1 protein-coding gene is annotated in these 457 nt (G+C 47.9%); it reads left to right on the forward strand.

All coding sequences use genetic code 11. From position 1 onward, the window contains the following. Positions 1-152: 152 nt before the first annotated feature. The coding region (locus H7U32_RS10165; RefSeq protein WP_204469906.1) for a hypothetical protein at positions 153-457 on the forward strand (305 nt) is incomplete at its 3' end.

Here is a 457-nt window from a genome sequence, read left to right on the forward strand (position 1 = left end):
GGCCAGTGGCTCCTGCTACGAGTTCCTTTACGGGGCGATGTATGCAGGGTGTAGCGCGGAACGTGCCATTGGGCTTGCGCTGGAGTACAGAACGGACGCAGGAAACGATTGTCAAACTCTCGTATGGGCCGAAGTGTTTAAGGACTACCAGAATGAAAGATTTAAAGACGATCCTCCCTACTAATTTAGAAGGGTTAGCGGAAAAGCAGGTCGGCGGTTACTGGAAGTTGCACCATAACATTTACATCACGGATGATGAAGGCGTTATTATAGCCATTATTGATAGCGCTATCGACGAAACCCTGGTTCTCTATTGGTCCGAAGAGGAACAGACATGGTTTCATTATACTAACTGCTTTGGTTTAGGAATGGGTGGCGATGATGCTAGTCGAGCTCTTATCTCTGAATGGTTTGAAACGGCTTCTGAAAGCGGTGTTGCCGTGGCTCGTAGTAATTG

Origin of the sequence: Bifidobacterium pullorum subsp. saeculare, from assembly GCF_016899725.1 — a bacterium.
GTDB classification, from domain to species: Bacteria; Actinomycetota; Actinomycetes; order Actinomycetales; family Bifidobacteriaceae; genus Bifidobacterium; species Bifidobacterium pullorum_C.